Here is an 18314-nt window from a genome sequence, read left to right on the forward strand (position 1 = left end):
CCGCCCCCTCGTTCACAACGATGGCGGCGCGGCCACCGGGGTGCCGTCGGGAAACGGCCCGCAGACCGTCACCGGGATGCGGCAGGCCACCGGACTGGCCGGGCAGGCCCACTGGTCGCGAGCGCACCGGTTCTTCTCACGGGCGGTGTGGAACCCGGGCCAGGTCGGACCCGCCCTGCCGGGCGGTGTCGCCGGCCAGTGCAGGGTGCCGTCGTGGATCTCGGTGATGAACCCGTCTGGGACCCGGCCCCCGGTGAAGGCCAGGTAGGACCGCAGGAACGCGGGGAGGATGTCGCCGGGGACGTGGCTGCGATTGTCGGGCACCGTCATCAGGGCCGGGAAGGGATCGGGCGACAATGTGGTCTCGCGCCAGGGCGGGTCGCGGTCTCCGCCGGCGAGGCCAGCAGCCCCGCGAGGACCGTGGCGGCTGCGGCGCCCGCCGAGAGCATCTTGCCGCACCTCATGCCTGACCCAACTCCCCTGTGGATGCCGGACCTTGTGGATGCGGGAGATCCCCCCGTGGCGTGGACGGGTGACGGCCGAGCGGGATGGGCGCGCGCCGCGCCGGCCGTTACGCGGGGCGGGCGGCCGCCGAGATCTGGCCGACCAGGACAGCGAAGGGCATGTCGAGGGCGGCGTAGAGGTCGCCGGCCTCGGGGGCGGCGTTGTCGGCCAGGGCCTCGACCATGAGGGTGGCGTAGTCGGAGACGGTGACGCCCGCCTGCTGCATGCGTAGCAGTCCCGCCTCGCGCTTGGCCTGGCTGAAGGTGCCGGAGGCGTCGACGGCGACGTACGCGTGGTGCCCGGCGGCCGTCGCGGCGATCGCGGGCAGTGCCGCGCACACCTCCAGCGACACTCCGGCGAAGATCAGTTTCTGCCGGCCGGTGGCCTCGATGGCCTCGCGGACCCGACTGTCGTGCCAGGCGTTGACCGTGCTGCGGTCGATGATCCGCTGTCCGGCCGGCAGGGCCTGGACCAGTTCCGGTGTGGTCGGTCCCCACATGCTGTCGGCCGCGGTGGTGGTGACGACCAGGGGGATGCCCAGCACGGTCGCCGCGCGCGCCAGTGCCACCACGTTGTGCTTCAGCTCGCCGAGTGGGATGTCCCGGACGCCGGACAGCAGGCCCACCTGGTGGTCGACCAGGATCACGACGGCGTTCTCCCGGGTGACCGGCTCCAGGAACTTGCCGTGCTCGCTCATCTCGCACTCCTCGGGGTTGGGTCACGATTCCATTAGTCACTAATCTTGATAGTCAAATTCAGTGACTACTTTGACGCTACACCCCGGCCCTCCGGGGCGCAAGCACTGGTCAGAGCGGGGCACCGAGGGTGGTCCCCGGACCCACCGGGCAGGCGACTAAAGTTGCTGGTCACAGGGCAGAGCGGCGGACGGGCCCAGAGGCGGCGGAAGCGGGAGAGGCGTTGACCGGACACCAGGCGGCGGAACCGGACCTCGGCGTGCTCGCCGCCCGGGTGCTCTTCTCCGTCCAGCGCGAGCTGTTCACCGCGCTCGCCGAACAGGGCTTCGACGACATCCAGCCCCGCGCCGGCGCCGTGCTCGCCTACCTGCGTGCCGACGGCATCCGCGCCAGCGAACTCGCCCGCGCCTCCGGCCAGCACAAGCAGGTCATCGGCACCCTCGTCGACGACCTCGAACGCCTGGGTTACGTCGAACGCCGACCCGACCCCGCGGACCGCCGCGCCAAACTGATCCACCCCACCGAACGCGGCCTGCTCCAGATGGAGGCGGCCACCGCCATCATGCGCTCGATCGAGCAGCGCCACGCGAAGGCGCTGGGCGAGCGGGAGTACGCCGCCTTCAAGGACGCCCTCCACCGCGTGGCCGATCTCCAGCGCGAGGCCCGGCGCGAGAACTAGGCAGTTTCGTTTGGATCACCGGGCGGACCAGAGGAAGATGCCTGCGATGTGGAGCCCGGCGAGGTCGCTGGTCGCGGTCTTCTCGTAGCGGATGGCGACGCCTCGCCACTCCTGCCCGGCGGGCGAGAGGTTGTCGTAGTCGCTCCCGTCGTGCCGTCCGGGAGAGTCGCCGCCCCCGGTGCCGGTGCCGGACTCCGTCCTGGTTTCGGCGCGTCTGCTCGGCGCGCACGCCCTCCTGGGCGCCCCGCTACCGAGGAATCCGGCCGGCTGTGCGCCGGGAGGCAAGTACGGATGCGCGCGCAGTCCATCGTCCGGCGCCGAGACGGACTAGTTTCGGCCTCCCGCGCAGGCCGGGCGGCCCCACGCGATCGTCGCGGGGCACGGAGGCCGCTGCGACCCCACACCAGACGAAGGCCGGCAGAGCGATGACCGATCTCCACGGCGGACAACCACACAGCACTCCGGACGAATTGTGGTGCCCGTTCCCCTCCCTGACGAACCCCCACGCCGAGCAGGCCGACCGGCAGAGCCTGGACTGGCTGGCGCGCCACCGACTGCTGGACGGGCGCCTCCGGCAGTCGGACCGGATCGGGCGCCAGCGCAGCGGCCACCTGGCCGCACGGACCAACCCCGAGGTCTCCGCCGAGATGCTGCGCCTGCTGTCCGACTGGTACGTGTGGCTCTTCGCCTTCGACGACGGGTACTGCGAGGACCGTGAACACGGTCACCGCCCGGGACCGTTGGCCCGTACGACCGCCCTGCTCGCCCGGGTGATCGACCCCGAGCCGCCCGGCGGCGAGGTGTCCGGGCCGGTCGGCGCCTACGCGGTGGCCCTGCGGGAGGTCCGCGACCGGGTCGCCGCGCAGGCCTCGCCGTCGCAGCTGTTCCGGTGGGAGTGCGCCGTCCGCGAGTACCTCTCCGCCCAGGTGTGGGAGGCCGCCAACCGCGAGGCGGGCACGGTACCGGGCCTGTCCGAGTACGTGGCCATGCGCAGGCACGCCGGGGCGACGTACTCCTGCCTCGCCCTGGTCGACATCGCGGCAGGCTACGAAGTCCCGGCCACGGCGGCGGACGGCCCGGCGATGCGCAGGCTCAGGGACCTCACCGCGAATCTGGTGAGCTGGGACAACGACCTGTACTCCCACGCCAAGGAGGCCGCGGGCGGCCAGGGCCGCCACAATCTGGTCGAGGTCCTGGCCCGCCACCACTGCTGCTCTCCGGCTGAGGCCCGACGGTCGGCCGTAGCCATGCGTGACGCCGAGATGCGCGCGTTCGTCGAGCTGAGCCGAACCATCCGTGCGAACGGCAGCGACGCGGCCTCCGCGTACGCCCGGAGCTTCGGGCTGTGGCTGCGCGGGCACATCGACTGGTCCCGCAGCAGTTCCCGGTTCGACGTGCCGACCCCCACGGCGGGGCACTGATGCGCGAGGACGACGCCCCTCCCGCCACGGTGCCGTGCGCGCCCGGCCGCCTGCCCCTGCTCGGGCACCTGCTCCCACTGCTGACCCGCCCGTTGCCCTTCCTCCAGTCGCTGGCCGACCACGGTCCGGTGGTGCGGATCAACCTGTGGCGCAGGCCGGTTCACGTGCTCACCGATCCCGAGCTGGTCCACCGGCTGCTCGTCAAGGACGCCGCGAAGACCGAGAAGGGCTTCGTGTTCGACAAGGCCCGCGGCCTGCTGGGCAACGGCCTGTTCACCTCCGAGGGTGCGTTCCACCTCCGCCAACGGCGCCTGGTCCAGCCGGCCTTCCACCGCGACGGCATCCGCCGGTACGCCGCGCTGACCGCGCGACTGGCAGCAGCGGCGGTGTCCCGCTGGGAGCCCGGACGGCCGACGCCGATCGAGCCACGGATGCATGAACTCGCCCGGGACATCGTGGTCGAGGCACTGTTCGCCACCCGCCTGAGCGACGCCCAGAAGGCCCGGATCGACCGGGCCGTGCCCGTGGTCCTCACCGGATTCGTCCAGCGGGCGCTCTACCCGTCGACGCTGCTGGAGAAGCTGCCCGTACCGGCCAACCGGCGCTTCGACACGGCGGTCCGGGACCTGCGCACCACTGTGGACGAGATCGTCACCCGGGCCGCCGTCCGGCATCAGGGCCCGGACGGCACGCTGCTGTCCCTGCTGCTGACCACCCGCGACGAGGAGACCGGACTCGCCATGGCGCCGGCCCAGATCCGGGACGAGGCGGTGTCGCTGCTCCTGGCCGGCACCGAGACGACCGCCACCACGCTCGCCTGGCTCTTCCACGAACTCGCCCGGCACCAGGGCCTCCAGGACGAGCTGAGCACGGAGGTGCGCGCCGTCGCCGACGACGGCGCCGTATCCCTGGAGGACCTGCCGCGCCTGGAGCGAACGGGGCAAGCGATCAGCGAGACCCTCCGGCTCCACACCCCCAACTGGATCCTGATGCGCCGGACGGTGGCGCCGCTCCACTACGGCGGCGCCCTCCTGCCCCCGGGGACGGAGGTCCTCTTCAGCCCGACCGCACTGCACCGCTCCCCGCAGCTCTACCCCGACCCCTTGCGGTTCGATCCCGAGCGCTGGCGCCGCCCCCGGAATCCTGCCCGCCCCGAGCTGTTCATCCCCTTCGGCGCCGGCCGCCACAAGTGCGTCGGCGAGTCCTTCGCCTGGACCGAGATGCTCGTCGTCGCCGCAGCCGTCCTCGCCCGCCTGCGGCTCAGGCCGGCCACGGCCACCCCGGTCCGGGAGAGCGCCACGGCCGCCACCGTCCGCCCGCGCGGCCCGCTGCTCATCGCCGAACCGCGGTGAGCGGCCGGGCGCGCCGAAGCCGTCGCCCCATCGCGCACCGACCGCAGACAAATGTTGATTCTTCAACTATAGTCAAGGGCGCCGACCAGGCGATCCGACCGCACGAGGAGGAACCATGGAGCAGTCCGTCACCGACCACGCCGAGAAGTCCCGGTTCGAGATCCACGACGACGGCGAACTCGCCGGCTTCGCCGAGTACCACCGCTCCGGCAACGAGATCGCCTTCATCCACACCGAGATCGACCCCCGCTTCGAGGGCCGCGGCCTCGGCGGCCGGCTGGCCCGCGCCGCCCTGGACACGGCACGCGACCAGCGGCTCGCCGTCCTCCCCTACTGCCCCTTCATCCGCGGCTGGATCACCAAGCACCCCGAGTACGCCGACCTCGTCCCCGCCACCCACCGCGCCCGCTTCGGGCTTTGACCCACCGCACCGGCCCGGGACGGGACGGATGATTCTCCCGGGTCAGGCGAAGCGCCGGATGGTGACCGGGCCGGCAGGCCCGTACGGGTTCCCGGGGGCGGGGCCGGCAACTCGCGCGGGAGCCAGTGCGCGTGGACGTCGACCACTCCGCCGCGGATCCCTCCGTCCGCGGCCGTGTGCACTCCTTGACGGTTCTTCCGATGAGCTGCGGGCGGGGGATCACTCGCTGCCCCGGCACTCGCGTGCTGCGCGGGTGACCGCGCGCCGGATCGCCTCGTAGCCGGTGCAGCGACAGATGTTGGAGCCGACGACCGCCTCGACGGCCTCCGGCTTGTCGGCGATCGCCGGATCGCGTTCAAGGGCTTCGGCGGCCACCATCAGGAATCCCGGGGTGCAGAACCCGCACTGGAGCGCGTGCTCGGCCGAGAAGGCCCGCTGCAGCGGGTGAGGTTCGCCCCCCGGGTCCGCCAGGCCCTCCACGGTGCGCAGCGAGCTCCCGTCGCACTGGACCGCCAGGACGAGGCACGAGCGGACCGCCTGGCCGTCCATCAGGACCGTGCAGGCGCCGCAGATGCCGTGCTCGCAGCCCAGATGGGTGCCGGTCAGGCCGCAGTCGTCGCGCAGGACGTCGGCAAGCAGCCGCCGGGGCTCGACGTCGAGCTCGTAGCCTCGGCCGTTGACGGTGAGCGTGATCTTCATCGGTCCTCCCCCGTGCGGGCGGCGCGCGACCGTCGGTCCGCGTCCGCGTCAGCGAGCGTCCGGGCCACCAGAACGGCCAGGACCTGCCGTTTGTAAGCGACGTCCGCGTAGGGTTCGGCCACGGGCGCGGCGTCCTCGTGCGCGGCGATCTGTCCGGCGCGGGCGAACGGGTGGTCCCCGCGCGGGTGTCCGCTGCCGGGAGGCGGCAGCTCGGCGCCGATCAGCGACCGCTCGGCCGCCCGCGCACGCAGCGGCCGGTCGGCGCTGTTGACCAGTCCGATGCGCGCGTAGGTCACCACCCCGTCGTGCACCGTCAGCGCCGCCGCGACGGCCACCTGCGCGAAGCAGAAGTGGGTGCGCCGGTGCTCGATGAAGCCGACCCCGTACTCCTCGCCGAGCAGCGGGAGTCGCACCGCGGTGATCAGCTCGTCCGCCCTGCGCTCAGTGCGGTACGGGCCGAGGAAGTAGTCCCGTACGGCGAGTTCGCGCATCCCCTCGCGCGAGGTCACCTCCACGGTGGCGTCCAGGGCGAGGCCGATCGCGCACCACTCCGAGGCCGGGTGGGCCCAGGCGAAGCTCCCGGCCATGGTTCCACGGGACCGGATGGGCGGATGCGCGATGTTGACCACCGCCAGGGACAGCAGCCTTCCGAGCGGCCCCGGCACCGCGTCCGCCGACTCGAAGGTGCGGTGGCGGACCAGTGCGCCGACGCGCGCCTCGTTCCCGTTGACGTCGATCCGGTCCAGGCCGGCCAGGCGGTTGATGTCGACGACGAGGTCCGGGCGGATCCGTGCCAGATGCATCTCCAGCAGCAGGCTCTGGCCTCCCGCGAGCACCTGGGTCCGTCGGCTCCCCTCCCCGAGTGCCTCGACGGCCTCGGCGATCGTGCTCGGCAGCACGTAGTCGAACGCGGCAGGTTTCACCGGCTGTCCTCCTCCGATTTCGGGGCCTCCTCGAACTTCGGGGCGCGCGCTGCCCGCCACACGACGTCCGGGGTGAGCGGCATCTGCAGCAGGTCGGGATCGGCGAGTGGCAGCGCGTCGGCCACGGCGTTGACGACGGCGGCCGGGGTGCCGATACACCCTGACTCCCCCGCGCCCTTGGCACCCAGCGGGGTGCCGGGGCTGGGGGTGCACGTGTCCTTGATCTCGATGGGTGGGATCTCGCTGTAGGTCGGCAGCAGGTAGTCCAGGAAGCCGTTGGCCAGGTGGGGCACGCCGTCCTCGCCGAAGGTCATGCCCTCGTAGAGGGCCTGGCCGAGGCCCTGCACGACCGACCCGAACGCCTGGCCGTGCACCACGGTGGGGTTGAGCACCACGCCGCAGTCGTCCACCGCGACCAGCCGCAGCACGCGGACGGTGCCGAGCTCCGGATCCACCTCGACGACCGCGACGTGCGCGCCGAAGGGGAACGCCATGCCGGCCTCGAAGCGTTCCTCGACGCGCAGCGGACCGGTGCTCTTCACCAGTTCGGCGAGATCGGCGACGGCGGGGTCGTCCCGCGCCGCGCGGACGACCCCGTCGGCCCACTCGACCTCGTCGACCGGCAGGCCCCACCGCTTGGCGGCACGCGTGCGCGCCTGCTCGATCAGCATGGCGGCGGCGTGCTGCAGCATCGCCCCGGTCACCTGCGCGGAACGGCTCGCGAACGATCCCAGCCCGTCGGGCTGTTCATCGGTGTCCCCCTCGACGAGACGGACCCGCTCCGCCGCGATGCCGAGGGCCTTCGCGACCAGGGCGGGGAAGACCGTCTCGTGCCCCTGCCCGCTCGGCGCGGCACCGCATCGTACGGCGACGGTGCCGTCGACGTGCGCCTCGACGCTGCCGAACTCGTGCAGACCGCCGGGCTCGCCGCCGGAGCGTTCGACGTAGCAGGAGACGCCGATGCCCAGGGGGAGGGCCTGCGGATCCTCGCGGCGGCGGGCCTGTTCGGCACGCCAGGCGGCGTAGTCCAACGTCTCCAGGGCGAGGTCCAGAGCGCCGGAGTAGTCGCCGCTGTCGTAGCGTCGGCCGGTGGGCGTCTCGTACGGGAACGCCTCGGGCGGGATGAAGTTGCGCCGCCGCAGCTCCACGGGATCGATGTTCAGTCGGCGTGCCATCAGGTCCATGGCCCGCTCCAGGGCGATCGCCGCCTCGGGGCGTCCCGCACCGCGGTAGGGGTAGGTCACCATCGTGTTGGTGAGTACGGAGCGCAGGGTCGCGTGCACCCGTGGGGTGGTGTACGGGCCCGTGGCCATCCACACGGTCTGCATGGGCAGGCCCACCCCGAGGTGCGGATAGGCACCGACATCGGCCTCGACCTTCAGTTCGTAGGCGAGCAGCCTGCCCTCGGCGTCGGCCGCCAGACGGACGGTCTGGTCCTGGCCCCGGCCTCGGGTGGCGACGAGCATCGACTCCAGCCGGTCCTCGATCCAGCGGACCGGCCTGCCGAGCTTGACCGCCAGGTGGGCGACGACCACGAACTCGGGGAAGGCGGCGCTCTTCGAGCCGAAGGCGCCCCCGGTGTCGGGGACGACGACCCGGATCCGGTCGGCGGACCATCCGAGCACCGCCGCGAGCTCGCGCTTGAGCCGGTGGGGCATCTGGTGCCCGGACCAGACCGTCAGGCGGTCCCCCTCCGGCACGGCGAGGATGGTGCGGCACTCCATCGGACTGGGCATCAGCAACTGCTGGCGGTAACGGCCCTGCACGACGGCGGCGGCCTCACGCCAGACGGAGTCGTCGACGGGCTGCCCGGCCTCCCCGCGCAGAGCGGTGTTGCTCAGGCCGTCGAACAGACGGGGCTCGTCCATGGCCGCCGCAGCCGGCGTGATCACCGCAGGCAGCGGATCGATGGCGAAGGTCACCTCGGCCACACCGTCCTCCGCGCGGTAGCGGTCCTCCCCGAGGACGACGGCGAGCGCCTCTCCCGGGTAGCGCACCCGCTCCTTGACCAGCGCCGGCCACTCCCGGCCTGCGACGGCCTCCTCCGTGGACAGCCGCGCCAGCAGGGCGTGCGGAACCGCGGGAAGGTCCGGGAGCTCGGCGGCCGACCAGGCCCCGACCACTCCGGGGACCTCGCGGGCCGCAGCGCAGTCCACGTCACGAAGCAGCCCGTGCGCGACACGGCTTCTCACGAACGCGGCGTCGAGGCATCCCGGAACCGCGATGTCCGCGACGAACCGGCCGCTTCCGGTGAGGAGCCTCTCGTCCTCACGCCTGGTCCACTGCTCCACGCACACACCTCCTGGGCCCGTGTCCGAACAAGGCAATCGGGAAATCGACGGTCGGCGCCTGCACGGCTCGGGAGATATCCACATCCCGGAAGCCGAAGCCCGATGCCCGATGCCCGGAGGCTACCGTCGCGGGAATCCTCGCATGCGGCGGCCACAATGAGCGTGCACTGACGGAGAAGTTCTGTACCCTCTGCGCGTATTCCGAGGGTCACGCGCCGCACCAGCGGAAGCGGTTCACTCCATCGGGAGGCGGCGCCGACCGGTCACCCGGTGTCCTGGCGCACGGCGCCCCGCAGCGCGGGCCGGGGTGGTACCGGATCTCCTTCTCGATCTCCTTCTCGACCAGCGAGTGGTCGGGAAACCGGGTGCTGCGGGCGCCGTTCCACATGAGGGTGAGGGTGAACTGGTCGGACGGCACGACGCCATGGCATAATAGTTGAAAATAAAACATTCATGGAGAGTCGACGAGGGGACCCACGATGACCACTACCGAGACCGATCCCGTCGAGCCGTGCGGCGAATCCCCGGACCGCAAGGCCGGCCCCCGGGTGGAGGTACTGCCCGCACGGGACGTCCCACTCGGCGGGCCGAGGGCGATGACGGTACGCCGCACACTGCCGCAGCGAACCCGGACGCTGATCGGCGCCTGGTGCTTCGTCGACCACTACGGACCCGACGACGTCGCCGAGAGCGGCGGGATGGACGTCGCCCCGCACCCCCACACCGGACTGCAGACGGCGAGCTGGCTGTTCAGCGGCGAGATCGAGCACCGCGACAGCCTCGGCATCCACGCCCTCGTCCGGCCGGGCGAGCTGAACCTCATGACCGGCGGCCACGGCATCAGCCACTCGGAGGTCTCGACCCCCGCCACCACGATCCTGCACGGCGTCCAGCTGTGGGTGGCGCTGCCCGAACAGCATCGAAACACCGAGCGCGACTTCCAGCACCACGTACCGCACCCCGTCCCGCTGAACAGCGGCGAGGCGCGGGTCTTCCTCGGCACCCTCGCCGGCGACACCTCCCCCGTCCCCACCTTCACACCCCTGCTCGGCGCCGAACTCACGCTCCGGCCGCACGCGACCACCACCCTCGCCGTCGACCCCGCCTTCGAGCACGGCCTGCTCGTCGACCGCGGGGACGTCCGGATGGCGGGCACGCTGCTGCGCCCGGCCGAACTCGGCTACCTCGCCCCCGGGGCCACCACGCTGACCCTCACCAACACCGGCGACGCCCCGGCCCGGATGGTCCTGATCGGCGGCCCGCCCTTCGAGGAGCGGATCGTGATGTGGTGGAACTTCATCGGCCGATCCGGTGAGGAGATCATACAGGCACGAAACGACTGGGAGAAGGGCTCCCGGTTCGGCAAGGTGCACGGCTACGACGGCGCCCGACTGCCCGCCCCGGAGCTGCCCAACATCCCGCTGAAGCCCCGAGGGCGAGTGCGCTGACCTGTGGTGATGCGTCCGTCGCGGTGCATGGAGGCCATCCCGCAACGGACGCATCAGCAGTGCCTTCGGAGGCCGGAGCTCCGTGCGATCGGCCGCCCACCGAGGAGCCCCGACAGGTCGGGATCGGGGCTCACCGAATCCCATGTGTGACCATCTGAAGCAGGGTCTGGTCGGATCAATGCTGACCTTTTGCCGACTTCTCTGATGTTCCGTCAGCTGCGGCTCCGATGCCAAGGGCGGCTGACCGGTCCGGCTTGCACCTCGCCGATTGTTGCGCCCCGCAGAGCTTTCACCCCAGCCAGAGCCGACAATGGTCCCGGGCGGGGACTCCGAGCGCGGGATGTCCTGGCCGTTGACGAGGCCTTGGTATTCGCCGCCGGTTCGGACGTGGCCGAAGTCGATCGCCACCCGGAACCAGTCAAGCCGCCGGGGCGGTCTGGAGCCCCCGCAGGCAATTCAGGCGGAGGCGGTCCGACGCCGGTGGGGCGGGGTCTCCCTGGCTGATGTGCAAGCCCGCGATGACCAGTGGCGGGGATTCCCAGGGCGCGCCACGGTGCACGGGCCTCTGGACTTAGAGGGTGTCTCACGTGGCAAGTTTCGCGAGCTTCTTGTAGCGGGTCAGGGCGGCGGCCGTGGCCAGGCCTCGGCTCTGCCAGTCGTTGCGGACCACGTACGGGATCTTGAGACCACGAGCAGCCCATGGCAGGCTCATGGCGCATGATCGATGATTTCGCGAAAGACAACCTGCACGGGAGACTGCGACGGGACCGCATGGCGCTGCTCTGGAAACTCGACGGCTTGTCCGAATACGACGCCCGCCGACCTTTGACAGCGACCGGGACCAACCTCCTCGGCCTGGTCAAACACGTGGCCACCGTCGAGGCCAGGTACTTCGGCGAGGTCTTCGACCGCCCTGCCCCGGAACCGCTGCCCCGGTGGCAGGACTCCAACGGCAGCGATCTGTGGGCGACCGAGGACGAGACCCGCGATCAGATCATCGGGTTCTACCGGCGCACGTGGGAACACTCGGACGCGACGATCAACGAGCTTCCCCTCGACGCCCCCGGCCACGTGCCGTGGTGGCCGGAGCCTCATGCCGACACGAACCTGTTCGCCATCATGGTCCATGTCCTCGGCGAGTCCATCCGGCATGCCGGGCACGCCGATATCCTGCGCGAGGGCCTCGACGGCCGGACCGGGTTGCGCGCCGAACACGAGAAGCAGATCGACGAGCAAGCCCGTGCAGCGTACTGCGCGAAGATCGAGCAGGCCGCCAGGTCGGCGGCACCAATCAAGGCTTAGAGGTCGTCTCACGTGACTTGATGTTCGTGCGGCATGATGCCGGTCGTGGGTGCTGATCTATCGAAGCGTCTGGTTCCTGATGAACTCTGGGAGCTGGCCGCCCCGTTGCTGCCGTCGTTCGCCGCCCGCCCGCAAGGTGGTGGGACCGCTCCGTGTGACGAGCGGGCCGTGTTCACAGCAGTGGTGTACGTGCTGACCAGCGGCTGTGCCTGGCGGCATCTGCCGCCGACGTTCGGCACGTCGCCTGCCACCGCGCATCGCCGCTTCACGGTATGGACCGAGGCCGGCCTGTGGCGTCGGCTGCACCGGGCGGTGCTGGACGAACTCGGGGCCCGGGGCGGGGTGGACTGGACCTCGGCGATCGTCGACGCGGCCTCCGTCCGCGCCAAAAGGGGGGATCACTGACCGGGCCGAACCCGGTCGATCGCGGCAAGACGGGCAGCAAGCCACACGTGCTGTCCGATGCCCAGGGCATCCCGCTCGCCGTCGCCGTATCCGGCGCGAACATGCACGACAGCCTCGCCCTCAAGCCGCTCATCCGCGGCATACCCGCCGTCCGGTCCCGCCGGGGACCACGGCGGCGCCGACCCGCCAAACTCCGCGCGGACAAGGCGTACTTCTCCGCCGAACACCTGGCCTGGCTGCGCGAGCGCGGGCTCGTCGCGCGCATCGCGCGGCCCGGCATCGAGTCCGGCGAACGCCTCGGTCGGCACCGCTGGAAGATCGAACGGTCGATCGCATGGCTCTTCGGCTACCGCCGCCTCACCGTCCGATACGAACGAAAGGGCTCTCACTTCCTCGCCTTCCTCGGCCTCGCCGCCGCCCCGACCTGCTACAAGAAGCTCGCGAAACTTGCCACGTGAGACACCCTCTAAGACGGGAATCCGTCGTCCGCTGAAGATCAAACCGCCAGATGATCGAATTCCCCGTTACGGGCACCGTCCAACAGGGCAGAGATCTCGGCGCGAGTGAAAACCAGGGCCGGACCCCCCTGGTGCCGGCTGTTTCGGACCGCCACCTCACCGTTGTCCAGCGAGCGCAACTCCACGCAGGACCCGTTGCTCACGCTGCGCCTGGCCTTCTGCCATGGACTCTTGGCCTTGATGGTGTCCGCCGCCATGCCGTTGAAGATCTCCATCGTGAGCCCTATTTCATGATCGAACGACACCCCACTCCCATTGATCGCATTAATGAGAAGCCCCTGTCGGGAGGCCCGCGAAATCCCGCACGGGATTTCGCGGGCCGAGCGAGAAGAATCATTCCTCGTTGCTGGCGGAAAACGCCACTACACGATCGAGTGAATGCCGGTGAAGTTTGCACATCTATGACGGAACTATGATCGCATCCATCGGCGCTTCATCGTGGAACCCGTATGAAGGCGGCGAATCGCTAAGGCGCCCCGGCCGGCCCGCCCGGTCAGCACCACCGTCCAACCCCGGGCGGCGCACTCGCGCATCAGCGCGGCCCCACCGGGCAGCCCGGGCCGCCAGTCGGTAGAACGGAGCCGCCGAGATCACCGTCATGGCCACCGCTTCCGTCGACGGCCCACGGGCACACCGGCCCGCAGGCCCGCACCGTACGCGCCCTTCCAGATTAGGCCGCTCCCCGTCCCACCGCGCAGCCTGTCACCGGCCGGCTCGGCGGCGGGCGTAGTCCGCGATCCGCACCACCTCCGGACGGGCGCCGAGCGGGGTGCGTCCCGGGCGGTGACCGGTGTCCGCACTTACGCTGTGGTGAGACGTTGCCACACGATGGAGGCGGCCGTTGTCGGCCGCGGGTGGTCGACCACCTGCCTCCGTGGCGCGCCGCCTGGCGTCGGGGTGAAGGAACTCGCCAGAGCCTGTCGATCCACGTGACCACGACGAGCCGTGCGGGAGAAACCGATGGACGAGACCCTGTGGCCGGTCGGGCCGCCCCGGCCGAAGGGGACGGCACCGCGCGTCGCGCTCGTCAACATGCCCTTCACGTCCGCGCGCAGTCCCTCGATCCAGCTCGGGCTGCTGACAGCGGTGCTGCGACGGCACGGTGTCCCCGCGACGTCGCTTTACTTCAACCTGGACCTGGCCGCGTCGCTCGGTTGGGACCTCTACGAGGTCCTGTGCAACGACCGCACCCTCCTGCTCGGCGAGTGGCTCTTCTCCCGCGCCGCCTTCCGCGCGGACGCGCACGACGCCTCCGGCTACGTGGAGGCGCTGCGGGGTGATCTCGGCGAGCACCTGCGGGCGATGGACCGCGACGTCAACTTCCTGCTGGACCTGCGGGAGCGGGTGCTGCCGGGGTTCGTCGAGGAGTGCGTTCGGCGAGTCGACTGGTCCGCCTTCGACGTGGTCGGCTTCTCCTCGATCTTCGAGCAGAACTGCGCCGCGCTCGCGCTGGCACGGCGCCTCAAGGAGGAATTCCCCTCCCTGGTCACGGTGTTCGGCGGCGCCAACTTCGAGGACGAGATGGGCCTGGAATACGTACGGGCCCTGCCCTGGATCGACTACGCCGTCATCGGCGAGGGCGACGAGGCACTGCCCGCACTCGTCCGGGCACTCGCCGACGACGGCGACCCGACGACCGTACCCGGCGTCGCCACCCGAGACCCGGACGGCACCGTCCGCTTCGCCGGACGAGCACCACAGGTCACCAACCTCGACGTCCTGCCCGAACCCGACTACGACACCTACTTCACCACCGCCCAGCAACTCGGACTGCCCGCCGGCACGAACGGCCACCGGGTCAGCCTGCCCTTCGAGACGGCGCGAGGCTGCTGGTGGGGGGCCAAGCACCACTGCACCTTCTGCGGACTCAACGGCCTCGGCATGGCCTTCCGCAGCAAATCCCCCGAACGGGCCCTGCGCGGCATCGACGAACTCGCCGAACGCTACGCGGTCTACCAACTCGTCGCCGTGGACAACATCGTCGACCTGCACTACATCGAGGGGGTCTTCGACCGGCTCGCCGAACTCCGGCGCGACTACACCTTCTTCTACGAGACCAAGGCGAACCTCTCCCACGAGCAGATCCGGCGACTGGCCCGGGGCGGCGTCCGCCACCTGCAGCCCGGCATCGAGAGCCTGAGCACGCACGTGTTGCAGCTGATGCGCAAGGGCACCACGGCCGTCCAGAACGTGCGCGCCCTCAAGTGGGGCCGCTATCACGGGGTCAGCATGCACTGGAACATCCTGGTGGGGTTCCCGGGCGAGCGGCCCGAGGACTACGAACAGCAGCTGGCGACGGCCCGGTTGGTCCCGCACCTGCAGCCACCCGAGTCGCTCGGCAGGATCTGGCTGGAGCGGTTCAGCCCCAACTTCACGCAGCGAGCCGAGCTGGGCATCGTCAACGTCCGGCCCGAGCAGGCTTACGCCTTCGTCTATCCGGACGCCGTCGAGCTCGACCGCATCGCCTACTTCTTCTCCTACGACGCGGTCGAAACCGTGCCAGCGGCTGCGCACGAGGAGTTGGCGAGCTACCTTGAAGATTGGCAGCAGCGGTGGGCGAGCGACCAGCCGCCCTACCTGGTCTACCAGCGAGGTGCCGGCCGGCTGACCGTCACCGACGGTCGCGGATCCGGTCCCGCGCAGGTCCTCTCGTTCGATGAACTCGCGGCCGCGGTCTACGAGTGCTGCACGCCCGCCGAACACAGCGCGTCCCGGATCGTCGACCTGGTCGGCGAGGCGTCGGACGTCGAGGCCGACCGGGGCGCCGTGCAGGCGGCACTGGACGAGTTCACCGCACTCGGCCTGATGCTGCGCGAGAACGACCGGTACCTGAGTCTGGCGCTGCCGATCAATCCCAACTGGTGAACGGACCGGCGTCCGCTCGGTACCGACCCCCAGCCGGAACCGAACAACCCATCACCCACCTACATCGTCCGTAGAGAGGCCCGTCGAAGGAGGAACCCGTGTCCGATCCGAATGTCCGCCAAGTCAAGGTCACGGCGGAAGACATCGACGCCGTCAGCCAGAAGCTCGAGTCCTTTGCGAAGGGGCTGCCGCCGGGCGAGCAGAACGTCCTGCAGTGGCTCCTCGGCCGGGCCGCGTCCGCCGGTACGCAGAGCGCGAACGCGGACCCGGCGGAACTCACACCGGCGGCGCAGCCGGGATTCCGCGCGCAGCTCGACGACTCGCTCGGCATCGCGCAGTTCGACCGGCTGAGGCCCGGCTCGGCCTTCGCCGGCAGCACCATCGGCGTGACCGGCACCGTGATGTTCTGACAATCGACCGGCCTTGCCCCGTGCGGTCCGTCGACCGGCGCGCCGCACGGGGCAGGGTTGCGCGCGACCACCGACCCCGGCCCCTCGCCCAGGCCCGGGCCGGACGGGCGGGAGAGGAGTCCCGATGGCCCAACTGACGCATTCCGGCCTCGCGATGACCGACATCGGCCGGGTTCTCGGCAAGCTGCGCGCCCTGCAGACCGACCTTCCGGCGGGCGAACGGCAGGCGATCGAGTCGCTGCTGCGGGCCGCCGGGGTGGTCGAGCGGACACCACTGCAGTACAACCCGTTCCTGCCCGGGGTCCACGAGGATCCGTACCCGCACTACCACCGGCTGCAGGCCGAGCATCCGGTGCACTGGAGCGAGACCATGCAGTCCTGGGTGGTCTGTCGGTACGCGGACATCGTGACCGCGCTGCGCGACCCGCGGTTGTCCCACCGGACCGGCTACCGAACCGTCCTGGCCAACGTCCCGCCGGCCGAGCACGCCGGCATCGCGCAGGTCACCCGGTTCCTCGGCCGGCTGCTGAACGAGATCGATCCGCCCGAGCACACCCGCCTGCGCCGCGCGATGATGCGGGCGTTGGCCACCGCCGGTCACCAGTTGCCGCCCGCCCGGCTGGAATCGATCGCCCACGGGCTGATCGACCCGGTCGTGGCCCGGCACCGCATGGACCTCGTCGCGGACCTGGCCCACCCGCTGCCGGCCGTCGTCGGCGCCGAGCTGCTGGCTATCCCGGCGGCGGACCGCTCGCACTTCGGCCACGACGTCCACGACATCGTCCACACCTTCAGCGAAGGATTCAGCGGCACTGCGGCCATGGCCGACGGCGAAGCCGCCGTCGACAGCCTGATCAGCTGTCTCGCGCACCTCCTCGCTCGGCGGCGCGCGCGGCCCGGACCGGATGCCCTCAGCGCGCTGCTCGCCGTCGACGGGCTCACCGACGACGAGCGGGTGCTCGTCGCCGCGAACCTGATCCTGGGCCTGCACGAGAACGTGACCCACGCCATCACGCTCGGGCTGAACACCCTGCTGCGGCAACCGCTGCCAGCGCAGCGCCTGCTCCGCGGGCCGGACCGGCTCCCGACCGCCGTCGAGGAGATGCTGCGGCACGAAGGCACGGCGCCCATCCTGTCGCGGGTCGTCCGGGAGGACACCGTCATCGGCGGCGTCGACCTGCCGCAGGGCGCCCCCGTCATCCTGCTCATCGCCGCCGCGAACCGCGACGCGGACCGCTTCCCCGCGCCGGACCGGTTCATCCCCGGCCGGTCGCCGAACCCCCACATCGCGTTCGGACTCGGCAAGCGCGCCTGCCCGGGCGCCACGCTGGCCCGCCGGATCGTGCACGCCGCGATCGGGGCCACACTCACCAGGCTCCCGGGCCTGCAACTCGACACCGCCGCACCACTGGTGTGGCGGGAGGAGATCAACATCCACGGTCTCTCGACGCTGCCCGTGGCGTTCTGACCCGGAGGGACGGTGCCAGATGACAGCAGGGCCGCTTCCGCCGACGACCCCGGCCCCCTCCGGCCGCACGGCCGCGCAGAAGGCGATGGTGGCCGACGGCTACCGGGACGTCGCCCGCGGATGGCACCGCTGGCGACGCGAGTTCAGCACCGCCGGCGCCGCCGTCACCCGCGCCGTCGTCGAGTCCGCCCGGCCACGGCCCGGCATGCGGGTGCTCGACCTCGCCTGCGGCGTGGGGGAGCCGGCGCTCACCCTGGCCCCGCTGGTCGGGCCGTCCGGCCGCGTCGTCGCGACGGACCTGGTCCCGGAGATGGTCGGCTACGCCGGGGAGGCCGCGGCGAAGGCCGGCGCGGCGATCGTCTTCGGCGTCGCCGACGCGGAGAGGCTGCCGTTCGCCGACGCGTCGTTCGACCTCGTCACCTGCCGGAACGCCGTCATGCACTTCCCCGATCCGGGCCGGGCCCTCGCCGAGGCGCACCGGGTGCTGCGGATCGGCGGCCGGATCGTCCTCACCGCGCTCGGACCGCCGCGCGCGACCCCGGCCGTCCGAGCCACCATCGCCGTCATCCTTCGGCACACCCCGCCTGGACCACCGGCACCGGCACTGCCCGACCCTTACGGATTCGCCGTCCCCGACACCCTCGGCGCCCTGCTCACCGCGACCGGATTCCGCGACGTCCGGGCGCGGACCCTCGCGGCGCCGTGCCCGTGGCCTGGCACCGCGGAGGACTTCTGGCAGGCCCTGCCCGACCACGCCTGGAACCTGCGGCCGATGCTCGACCGTCTGGCACCGGAGGCCCGCCGACAGGTCGCCGAGGAAGCCGTGGCCGCCCTGCGACGGTACGAGCACGACGGCGTCCTCCGCCTCACCGCGCCGACCGTCATCGCCCACGCGACCCGTTGAATCGGAGCC

General features: G+C 71.3%; 20 protein-coding genes. 11 read left to right on the plus strand and 9 right to left on the minus strand.

Annotated elements, in window-relative coordinates:
• Positions 1–12 precede the first annotated feature (12 nt).
• Together ACIO5E_RS24445 and ACIO5E_RS24450 are read right to left on the minus strand one after the other, a co-directional pair.
• Positions 13–330: a hypothetical protein gene (locus ACIO5E_RS24445; protein WP_400671448.1), complete on the minus strand. Its 318-nt coding sequence runs from the start codon at positions 328–330 to the stop codon at positions 13–15.
• 241 nt (positions 331–571) lie between these two features.
• Complete coding sequence (locus tag ACIO5E_RS24450) at positions 572–1201, minus strand: isochorismatase family protein (RefSeq protein WP_400671451.1); 630 nt, start codon at positions 1199–1201, stop codon at positions 572–574.
• A 221-nt stretch (positions 1202–1422) separates the two neighbouring features.
• Here ACIO5E_RS24450 and ACIO5E_RS24455 point away from each other — a divergent pair, with 221 nt between their 5' ends.
• Positions 1423–1878 (plus strand): MarR family winged helix-turn-helix transcriptional regulator, encoded by a 456-nt coding sequence (locus ACIO5E_RS24455; RefSeq protein WP_400671453.1) that lies wholly within the window; start codon positions 1423–1425, stop codon positions 1876–1878.
• 15 nt (positions 1879–1893) lie between these two features.
• Here the strand turns inward: ACIO5E_RS24455 and ACIO5E_RS24460 are convergent, their stop codons facing one another.
• Positions 1894–2163: a hypothetical protein gene (locus ACIO5E_RS24460; RefSeq protein ID WP_400671455.1), complete on the minus strand. Its 270-nt coding sequence runs from the start codon at positions 2161–2163 to the stop codon at positions 1894–1896.
• 140 nt (positions 2164–2303) lie between these two features.
• On the opposite strand from ACIO5E_RS24460, the gene ACIO5E_RS24465 reads away from it, so the two are divergent.
• The 3 genes from ACIO5E_RS24465 to ACIO5E_RS24475 all read left to right on the plus strand — a co-directional run bounded on the left by ACIO5E_RS24465 (position 2304) and on the right by ACIO5E_RS24475 (position 5072).
• Positions 2304–3299, plus strand: a complete 996-nt coding sequence (locus ACIO5E_RS24465) for a hypothetical protein (RefSeq protein WP_400671457.1) — start codon at positions 2304–2306, stop codon at positions 3297–3299.
• Positions 3299–4651, plus strand: a complete 1353-nt coding sequence (locus ACIO5E_RS24470) for a cytochrome P450 (RefSeq protein ID WP_400671459.1) — start codon at positions 3299–3301, stop codon at positions 4649–4651. The genes ACIO5E_RS24465 and ACIO5E_RS24470 overlap by 1 nt, the downstream gene beginning before the upstream one ends.
• A gap of 115 nt (positions 4652–4766) precedes the next feature.
• The gene (locus tag ACIO5E_RS24475; protein ID WP_400671461.1) at positions 4767–5072 is read left to right on the plus strand and encodes a GNAT family N-acetyltransferase; all 306 of its coding nucleotides are present in this window, start codon (positions 4767–4769) and stop codon (positions 5070–5072) included.
• A gap of 219 nt (positions 5073–5291) precedes the next feature.
• On the opposite strand, the gene ACIO5E_RS24480 is transcribed toward ACIO5E_RS24475, so the two are convergent.
• The 4 genes from ACIO5E_RS24480 to ACIO5E_RS24495 form a co-directional block, all read right to left on the minus strand.
• On the minus strand, positions 5292–5771 hold the full coding sequence (locus ACIO5E_RS24480; protein WP_400671462.1) for a (2Fe-2S)-binding protein: 480 nt from the start codon (positions 5769–5771) through the stop codon (positions 5292–5294).
• Positions 5768–6694, minus strand: coding sequence for an FAD binding domain-containing protein (locus tag ACIO5E_RS24485; RefSeq protein ID WP_400671464.1), 927 nt, complete (start codon positions 6692–6694; stop codon positions 5768–5770). The genes ACIO5E_RS24480 and ACIO5E_RS24485 overlap by 4 nt, the downstream gene beginning before the upstream one ends.
• Positions 6691–8991 carry a xanthine dehydrogenase family protein molybdopterin-binding subunit gene (locus ACIO5E_RS24490; RefSeq protein ID WP_400671466.1) on the minus strand — a complete coding sequence of 767 codons (2301 nt, stop codon included), beginning with the start codon at positions 8989–8991 and terminating at the stop codon, positions 6691–6693. Before ACIO5E_RS24490 ends, ACIO5E_RS24485 begins: the two co-directional genes overlap by 4 nt.
• 202 nt (positions 8992–9193) lie before the next feature.
• Positions 9194–9403: a hypothetical protein gene (locus ACIO5E_RS24495; RefSeq protein WP_400671468.1), complete on the minus strand. Its 210-nt coding sequence runs from the start codon at positions 9401–9403 to the stop codon at positions 9194–9196.
• A gap of 61 nt (positions 9404–9464) precedes the next feature.
• Between ACIO5E_RS24495 and ACIO5E_RS24500 the strand changes: the two genes are divergently transcribed.
• The gene (locus tag ACIO5E_RS24500) at positions 9465–10433 is read left to right on the plus strand and encodes a pirin family protein (protein ID WP_400671470.1); all 969 of its coding nucleotides are present in this window, start codon (positions 9465–9467) and stop codon (positions 10431–10433) included.
• 583 nt (positions 10434–11016) lie between these two features.
• Here the strand turns inward: ACIO5E_RS24500 and ACIO5E_RS24505 are convergent.
• Entirely contained in the window at positions 11017–11145 is a 129-nt protein-coding gene (locus ACIO5E_RS24505; RefSeq protein WP_400671472.1) for a hypothetical protein, read from the minus strand.
• A gap of 5 nt (positions 11146–11150) precedes the next feature.
• On the opposite strand from ACIO5E_RS24505, the gene ACIO5E_RS24510 reads away from it, so the two are divergent.
• Together ACIO5E_RS24510 and ACIO5E_RS24515 are read left to right on the plus strand one after the other, a co-directional pair.
• On the plus strand, positions 11151–11735 hold the full coding sequence (locus ACIO5E_RS24510) for a DinB family protein (RefSeq protein WP_400671474.1): 585 nt from the start codon (positions 11151–11153) through the stop codon (positions 11733–11735).
• A gap of 45 nt (positions 11736–11780) precedes the next feature.
• Positions 11781–12598 (plus strand): IS5 family transposase gene (locus tag ACIO5E_RS24515; RefSeq protein WP_400671476.1). Its coding sequence is split into 2 segments (ribosomal slippage): positions 11781–12123 and positions 12123–12598, totalling 819 coding nucleotides; the frame shifts between segments, so codons are not numbered across the junction.
• Positions 12599–12636: 38 nt separating this feature from the next.
• On the opposite strand, the gene ACIO5E_RS24520 is transcribed toward ACIO5E_RS24515, so the two are convergent.
• Complete coding sequence (locus ACIO5E_RS24520; RefSeq protein WP_280683838.1) at positions 12637–12873, minus strand: DUF397 domain-containing protein; 237 nt, start codon at positions 12871–12873, stop codon at positions 12637–12639.
• A 745-nt stretch (positions 12874–13618) separates the two neighbouring features.
• Here ACIO5E_RS24520 and ACIO5E_RS24525 point away from each other — a divergent pair.
• From ACIO5E_RS24525 to ACIO5E_RS24540, 4 genes are all read left to right on the plus strand, one after another.
• Complete coding sequence (locus ACIO5E_RS24525) at positions 13619–15523, plus strand: RiPP maturation radical SAM C-methyltransferase (RefSeq protein ID WP_400671479.1); 1905 nt, start codon at positions 13619–13621, stop codon at positions 15521–15523.
• 98 nt (positions 15524–15621) lie between these two features.
• Positions 15622–15933, plus strand: a complete 312-nt coding sequence (locus ACIO5E_RS24530; protein WP_280683834.1) for a hypothetical protein — start codon at positions 15622–15624, stop codon at positions 15931–15933.
• Between the two features lie 124 nt (positions 15934–16057).
• The gene (locus ACIO5E_RS24535) at positions 16058–17401 is read left to right on the plus strand and encodes a cytochrome P450 (protein ID WP_400671483.1); all 1344 of its coding nucleotides are present in this window, start codon (positions 16058–16060) and stop codon (positions 17399–17401) included.
• A gap of 19 nt (positions 17402–17420) precedes the next feature.
• Positions 17421–18305 (plus strand): class I SAM-dependent methyltransferase, encoded by an 885-nt coding sequence (locus tag ACIO5E_RS24540; protein WP_400671485.1) that lies wholly within the window; start codon positions 17421–17423, stop codon positions 18303–18305.
• Positions 18306–18314 lie beyond the last annotated feature (9 nt).

Source organism: Kitasatospora sp. NPDC087314, from assembly GCF_044744365.1.
GTDB lineage: Bacteria > Actinomycetota > Actinomycetes > Streptomycetales > Streptomycetaceae > Kitasatospora.